Raw genomic sequence first — 7,307 nt, forward strand, 5'->3', positions numbered from 1 at the left:
TTGATGGTTGGGTAGATTGCTCCTCAGATGATGCCTTGGAGGTCAGATGCCTCAAGCGTAGATGATGAGGCGGGCATTGCTGCAGAAGCAAGCTCTAATGGACAACTGGCGGGGGCCTAAGGCTTCAGTCCGCTGCCATGTACGACCAAAGGCCGCCGGAGGTTGGTACCTTCGTCGCACGGGCGAGCGGGAACTTGCCGACTCAGGATTATGTTCCTAGCTCGTTCCGCTATGACGCGAGCGATCGACACCCTCGGCAAAGCCGTCAGACATGCCATGCTCGTGCGCGTCCAGTGTAGCCGGCGCCAGTCAGACCACTACTATCGCAGTGCAGGCCTGCTTCAACTCTATAGCGCCGGCCGCGACCCCTTGAGCCTGCCGTTTCAATGCGACCGCTGCAGCCCGCCAGCGCAGAAGGTCACGTTGCTGGAGACGCGGTTCTTGGACCCCTCTACAACGGTACTCAAACTCGAAGGCAAGGGGCGGCAGCGGCAATGGATGCCCGGGCGCCTCGGGCCGCGATGCCTGGATGAATTACGAAACGTTGATCGTATCCTGCGGCCGCAGGACAAGGATAACGCGGAGCAGAGGCTGATGCTTCTTATCCGCGAGGAAGTTGAGACGCTAAGCGGAGATCCTAGGCGCATGGCCGGGCTTGCGTCCATTCTAGGGAGAACTGCCGGATGAAGAAGCTGGCGTTCGCCACACTGGCTACCTTGTGCCGGTCCTTTCCACCCCGTGCCTTCAAAGCTGAAATCACCGCCGCGCTTCTGCGGCGGATAGTGACACACTGGATCCGCGGCGAGCAGCTGCGGGTGGCGACTCCACATGTAGAGTGATCTTCTTAGCCATGGCCGGCCGACAGACGTCTGCCGTGCAATGAAACTGACTGCCTCAAAATGGTCGTTCCCGAGCGTCGCATCGACCGTGCCCCGATGGATGATCCGTCAGCTTCAGGTCAGAAAAAGCTCCGCCAAGCTCAACCCGCCCCTTGAGCAAGTTGCGCGGTACATTTTCAGCGCAATAAACATTGAGTAATAACTACATCAAAAGTTAACTCTACAGCACACGCGCTCAACGACTTCTCTCGATAAAAGTTTCATTTCATTAACAAAATATTAAACTGAAGCATCTTCGAACTAAATCGCGTTATCGATGTTTACGCCTGGTGCATCAATCGTGGTTCACACGCCAAATTAGGTTAGGAACTTCTAATGATCATTAAGAAAATTGCTCTCGCGGGCATGTTGACGACTATGCTCGCAGCAGGCCACGGTTTGGCCTTGGCTCAAGACAACACCGGCGGAACTGCCACTGGCGGCAGCGCGACCAGTGGTGACGCTTCATCCGGAGACGCTACCGGCGGTAACGCCTCCAGCAATAGTGGTCGTGGATCATCGACCGGCGGCGCTGCTGACACAGGCGACGCCACAAGCGGTGACGCAACGGGTGGCACTGCAGATAACAGCGGTCGCGGGTCGGCGACGGGTGGCGGCGCTACGAGCGGCGGCGCAACAAGCGGTGGTGCTACCGGAGGTGATGCCTCCAACGAAGGTCGCGGTAATGCTGTAGGCGGCGCCGGCACCAGCGGTGCTGCAACATCTGGCACTGCCACAGGGGGAGCTGCAACCAACGAGGGCCGTGGAACGTCCACGGGCGGCGCTGCCACCAGCGGCGGGGCTACGAGCGGCACCGCCACAGGTGGCACTGCTGATAACTCAGGTCGCGGCTCCGCGAATGGCGGTGCTGCAACGAGCGGCACTGCTGGTTCCGGTATGGCGGCGGGTGGTGCTGCAACCTCCGAAGCCCGCGGCGACGCTGAGGGTGGCGAAGGTAACACCGGCGAAGCGATGAGCGGCGCAGCGACGGGCGGCAATGCCATGCAGGACCGGCGGAACGACGATGAAGCCCCGGTCTCCACGGAGCTGCTGCCCACCGAAACTAACCAGTAACGAGTAACGAGGCGCCAGCCGGCCCGCCGCTCCGACGTGAGCGACGGGCCGCCTGCAAGCCGAAAGGATCAACCATGATTTCGAAGACGATGACGAGCAGGACCCTAGCTGCCGCGATGCTGCTTGGGACAAGTTCCTTCGCGCTGGCCCTAGATGCCGGTATAGGCGCGGATCAGGGTGGCGGAGTTTCGGCCGGCGTGAGTGACGGTGGCCTAGGCGTTGGTGCCGGAATTGGAGGAGGCGACATCGGAGGCGTTTCCGCTGGCGTGGACGCAGGAGGCGTGGGATCGGCAGGTATTGGCACGGGCGGCGTTGACGCGGGGAGCGGAAGCCAGGGTGGCAGCGCGCAAGGCGGCGGCTTTGGAAGCGCGCAAGGTGGGGACGCGGAAGCTGGGGACGCCTCAACTGGCCGGGGTGGAGCGGCGATCGGCGGCTCGGGAGTTGGCGCTTCTGCCTTGAGCGGCGGCGATGCTACTTCGGGTATTGGGCTTGGTGCAGCGACTGGCGGGCTCGCGACGGGCGCCCATTCAAGAGGTGCTGAAGGCGGTTCAGCCAACAGTGGTACGGCGACAAGCGGAAACGCAATCGGCGGCGCAGCGGTTGGTGGGCGCAGCGCTCGCGGCGGTGACGCGGTGAGTGGAGATGCAGAAAGCGGTCGCGCATCGGGCGGTCGAGCATCAAACACGAGCCGAGGCAGTGCCATTGGCGGCAACGCTACATCAGGAAGCGCTCGTAGCGGGGACGCCCAGGGCGGAATGGCTTTCGGCCGCGATGCTGAAGGTGGTGCCGCCGAGACAGGTCTCGCACGCAGTGGATCAGCGACCGGCGGCACGGCAAACAATCAGGGGCGCGGAACCGCTATTGGCGGCAACGGAACATCTGGCAAAGCCATAAGTGGGCGCGCGATCGGAGGGCAGGCGTTGGCTCGTAATGCCACAGGCGGAAACGCAACATCGGGCGATGCGACCTCCGGCGATGCCGCCGGCGGTAATGCCAACAGCCGGGGCGGGAACGGCAATGGCGCCGCGACGGGTGGCAACGCAACAAGCGGCGATGCGACCTCAGGCGACGCGATGGGTGGCAATGCCACGAACAACGGGCGTGGCTCTGCAACCGGCGGAAACGCAACAAGCGGCGATGCGACCAGTGGTAACGCAACTGGCGGTAATGCCAACAGCGGCGGCAAGGGCGGCGGCTCGACCAATCCGGGCGGCGGGGGCGGTACAGATCCGGATGGGGGCAATGGCGGCAACCCTGGTGGCGGCACACCAGGCGGTGGGACTAGCCCTGGCGGCGGCAGCACTCCTGACGGCGGAACAAGCCCAAACGGCAGCGGCGAAGCTCCGGACGGGGGCGGAAATGTAGACCCGGGTCAAACCGGAGGAATACCTGACACGTCCGGCGAAAGCCCCAGCAGGGGTACTTCACCCAACGCAAGAAGCGGTGACTCGCGCTCACGAGATGCTTGTGGAAACGATATCTTCTTGGCAACCAGAGCTTCAGAAACTGTATGTCGCTGACACCGTGAAGAAACGAACGCCGGTGGCTCACGCCACCGGCGTTTTAGCCCCACTGGATACAGGTGGGCGACCGGCGCCCTCTGCTTAACCTTCAGCGCTGAAACTTCTTTTCTGCTCAAAGCCCTCGTACTAAAGAAGGGGTTAAGGAGACGCCCAATCTTGATCAACCCGCTTATCATGTACCTTCAGAGGAGGGATCACCTTTCGATAGAAGAAATCGCTGTACTCGAAAATTTGACGCAGCGCCGTGATTTTGTCCTCAAGGGCAATGAAATTGTCAAACAAGGCAGTCACCCTACAGAAAGCTTCGTCTTGATCCAAGGGGCCACGTTTCGAGAGCATCACCTCCGAAAAGGCGCCCGAATGATCAGCGCAATGCATATCGCAGGCGACTTCGTTGATCTTCACAGCACACTGCTTGGAAAAATGGATCACGCTGTTGTGGCGGCCTCGAACTGCATCATATCACGTGTTGCTCACGCCGATCTCCGTGAGATCGCAGACGAGCATCCACACCTTCGACGTCTTCTGTGGACGACCATTGCAACGGATGCAGCCACCCACCGTACCGCTATTACAGTGAAAGGGCGGCTCACCCCTCCTGCGCGTATCGCTCACTTGGTATGTGAACTTTACTTGCGACTAGAGACAGTCGGACTGGCGGGAAACTGGACCTTCACAATTCCAGTTTATCAAACAGATCTTGCAGACATGTTTGGGATGTCGACCATACATCTTAATAGGAGCCTACAGGCTCTGCGCAACACAGGTGCGCTCTCCTGGCAAGGCTCGCAAGTCGTCATTCATGATTGGGATCAGTTGGCACATCTGGCGGAGTTCGACGCGACCTACCTGAACTTGAACTTTTCACCCGCACAACATTCGTCGACTCCGAAGATTTCCCAGCTTATCGCTGACTAGGCAGTGGCTCTACTGCCCGTTGCACAGTGTGTTGTCAGAAAGTGCCAGTCTACCAGAAGCAGCCAGCGCTACCGCAATATCAACTGGCGTTTGCAGCCCGATCTCGGCTCGGATATCTTTGCTTCCTGCGACCATCCAGCTATCCCTTCTCGGCAGAAGGTTCCCTCTTCCATAACCGGGAGCTGAAAATAGGCGCAGCCGATCCGACCAGGATCCGCGTGGCGCGACCGACTTGTCACCACTTTGGAATGTGCTTGATCACACATCAGGCGCCGCAAAGTAGCGCATCCTTAACCGCTCACAGCAGCCTTGAGCCTCCTCCAGATCGGCGACAGCACCTTTTCGGCGAACGGTATCAAGATCGTGCCCAAAGCCAGGCCAAACAAGCCGAACCCCGCGGTTTCACCGAGCCAGCCGAGCATGGGACTCGCCACGCCCGCAAGCTCGCCAGCATGCTCGACGGCTTCAGCTGGACCATGGAAGCCGAATTTACCCATTCCATGCACGACTATGCTGCCACCCACCCAGATCATGGCAGCGGTTCCCACCACACCCAAGACCGTCATTACCGTTGGCATTGCTTTCACGAGCGAACGGCCGAAAGCGCGCCCCAGCGACGTCAACGCGTGACGCGTCAGATAAAGTCCGATGTCATCTAGCCGCACCAGAAGTGCCACTGCACCATAAACCAGCATCGTGATCCCGACGCCTACCACCGCCAGAACAATGGCTTGTGTCAGAACGCCCACGGCGGGGATCGTCGCCAAAGCGATCGTCATGATCTCGGCCGACAAGATGAAATCCGTCTTGACCGCGCTCGCCACCTGTTCGTCTTCCCGGCTAGTCGGGTTGAGGGCGACGGGCGTCAGGTTCTCCTCATGGGCACTCGCCTGATGCGGCGCCAAAGCGTGGTAGACCTTCTCCGCCCCCTCATAACAAAGATAAGCGCCACCGAGCATTAGGAGCGGCGTGATTGCCGCGGGAAGGAAAAAGCTCAATACCAGCGCCGCCGGAAGCAAGAACAGCAGCTTGTTGCGCAGCGAGCCGAGCGCAATCTTGCCCACGATGGGAAGTTCACGCGTGGCTGCGAACCCATCCACGTAGCGCGGCGTGACGGCCGCATCGTCGATGACCGCGCCCGTCGCCTTGATGCCGGCTTTGGTTGCCATACCGGCAACGTCGTCAACAGAAGCCGCCGCCACCTTGGTGATACCGGCAATGTCGTCGAGAAGACCAAGCAATCCGATGCTCATTTGCGTCAGCCTCCAAGTTTCGACAGGATGAACGCCGCTCCGACCTTTAGGCTCCTGATAGCCAAGTGAGCGCAGCTCCAGATCCAAGCGCTTGGATCCTCCTTGAACCATGAAGGGCCGTCAGAATTCTAAACTCTGAGCGCGCTCATCCGAGATCGGCACGAAGCTGCCCTACTATCACGCCTCATCGTAGGCGCGCCGGTCCCACTTCAAATCCGTCATCAACTCAGGCTCGATGCTAATACCGTCATCGAACTTGTTGATGTGTTCCGCGAGCATCTCCCGAACTGCAACGATGGCCTTCTTCTTCCCCTCGCAGCGTCTGTGATGCCGCTGAATGGCCGTATAGATCCCATCGTCAGCATGGCTGTTGATCTCGACTATCGCGTACCAGATGCCCTTTCCTGTTCGGCGCCGCCGCTTCACCTCAAGATGCCAGTCAGCAAATTCGGCGAGAGCCTTGTATAACTCAGGGAAGTCCGGATCCTCCTCACCGCGCTCTCTCGCCTCCGCAACGAACGACTGAGGCTGGGCTCTGTCAGCTCGGTAATCGACCGGGTCATGGTCCAGAAAGGCTCTTCCGCCTTCCTCATTGCGCTTTTCACTTCCCATGTCAGAGGCGGCTTCTTTGGCTTAGTCGCTACCAGCGTGCGGAGCCTATCCAGCTTCTTCTTCGGCCAGATGTCGGCGATGATCCGCTCGATGTCTGCAGAGGTTGGCTGCCAGCGAAACTCATCATCGTGCTTTTTCTTCGACGTCTTAGGTCTAAGGGCTACAACGGTCTCGTTTCGTTCGAACGAAGGCAAACTGTCCGAGGCCAGCATCATCTGTCGGTCTAAGCCTTCAGAGATTGAACCTTCATCATCGAAGACCTAGATGTTGCCGCTGACCTGCCCAAGATCACGCGGTTGTCCGTCTTCATGGTTGACGCTGACGATTAGCACCCGTTACCGAGTACCAGCATACTGATGAAGCTTGCCGCCCTGACCTACATCTCGTCGATAAGGCGGCTGGTGAGCTTCAACGGCTCCCCGTCATCGGGGAAAGGGTAGAACCGCACTGCCACGAGAACTCCTACGCAAGATTTGTAAGAGCAGAACCTAGCAACCCTCGGAATGCACGATCAAGACGGCGCCGATATGTCTGTGCACTTACTTCCGAAGGTAGCTCATCGATCCGCTGTCCGTCATGCGGTAGCACCGCGTCGTCCAACACAGTACCGCCCGCTGCGGCACGAGCATCCCGCCTGCCTCGAACCGCCGCGTTGCATGTCTGAAGAACCGCTTCCGAGCAGGACCAACCCGCCGTTCGGCAGGCTAACCTTCAAAAGAAGCTGAGCAGTTCATCTTGCTGCCGCTTACCGAGCCATCGTTGCAGATGAAGGCGCGCCCTTGGCTATGGGAAATGTCGTCCTTTGCTTCCAAAGCAGGGCGTGTTTGCGGCTGCGGCAACCGAGAGACCTGCCGCAAGGATCAGGGCAGAAGCCAATGCTGGCAGCATGGCCCTTCAGTAAGCTGACCTCCCATGTTGCTTATCCTCTGACGTTGCCCCCGTGGATGCCTTCGGTTTGAACTGGACTCCGTCGACAGGAGACGGAGATGAAGAGAAGCCGGTTCACGGAAGACCAGATCATCGGTGTGCTGAAGGAGCACCAGGCGGGA

5 protein-coding genes are annotated in these 7,307 nt (G+C 59.6%); 3 read left to right on the forward strand and 2 right to left on the reverse strand.

Translation table 11 applies throughout. From position 1 onward, the window contains the following. Positions 1–1,214: 1,214 nt before the first annotated feature. From J5Y06_RS21255 to J5Y06_RS21265, 3 genes are all read left to right on the forward strand, one after another. Complete coding sequence (locus J5Y06_RS21255) at positions 1,215–1,952, forward strand: hypothetical protein (RefSeq protein ID WP_209337210.1); 738 nt, start codon at positions 1,215–1,217, stop codon at positions 1,950–1,952. A 74-nt stretch (positions 1,953–2,026) separates the two neighbouring features. Next, on the forward strand, positions 2,027–3,472 hold the full coding sequence (locus tag J5Y06_RS21260; protein ID WP_209337211.1) for a TrbL/VirB6 family protein: 1,446 nt from the start codon (positions 2,027–2,029) through the stop codon (positions 3,470–3,472). A 159-nt stretch (positions 3,473–3,631) separates the two neighbouring features. After that, complete coding sequence (locus J5Y06_RS21265) at positions 3,632–4,393, forward strand: Crp/Fnr family transcriptional regulator (RefSeq protein WP_209337212.1); 762 nt, start codon at positions 3,632–3,634, stop codon at positions 4,391–4,393. 290 nt (positions 4,394–4,683) lie between these two features. Here J5Y06_RS21265 and J5Y06_RS21270 read toward each other — a convergent pair whose 3' ends face one another. Next, positions 4,684–5,646 (reverse strand): DUF808 domain-containing protein, encoded by a 963-nt coding sequence (locus J5Y06_RS21270; RefSeq protein ID WP_209337213.1) that lies wholly within the window; start codon positions 5,644–5,646, stop codon positions 4,684–4,686. A gap of 177 nt (positions 5,647–5,823) precedes the next feature. Further along, the gene (locus J5Y06_RS21275) at positions 5,824–6,258 is read right to left on the reverse strand and encodes a hypothetical protein (RefSeq protein ID WP_209337214.1); all 435 of its coding nucleotides are present in this window, start codon (positions 6,256–6,258) and stop codon (positions 5,824–5,826) included. Positions 6,259–7,307 lie beyond the last annotated feature (1,049 nt).

Origin of the sequence: Tianweitania sediminis (genome assembly GCF_017813335.1) — a bacterium.
GTDB classification, from domain to species: Bacteria; Pseudomonadota; Alphaproteobacteria; order Rhizobiales; family Rhizobiaceae; genus Tianweitania; species Tianweitania sediminis.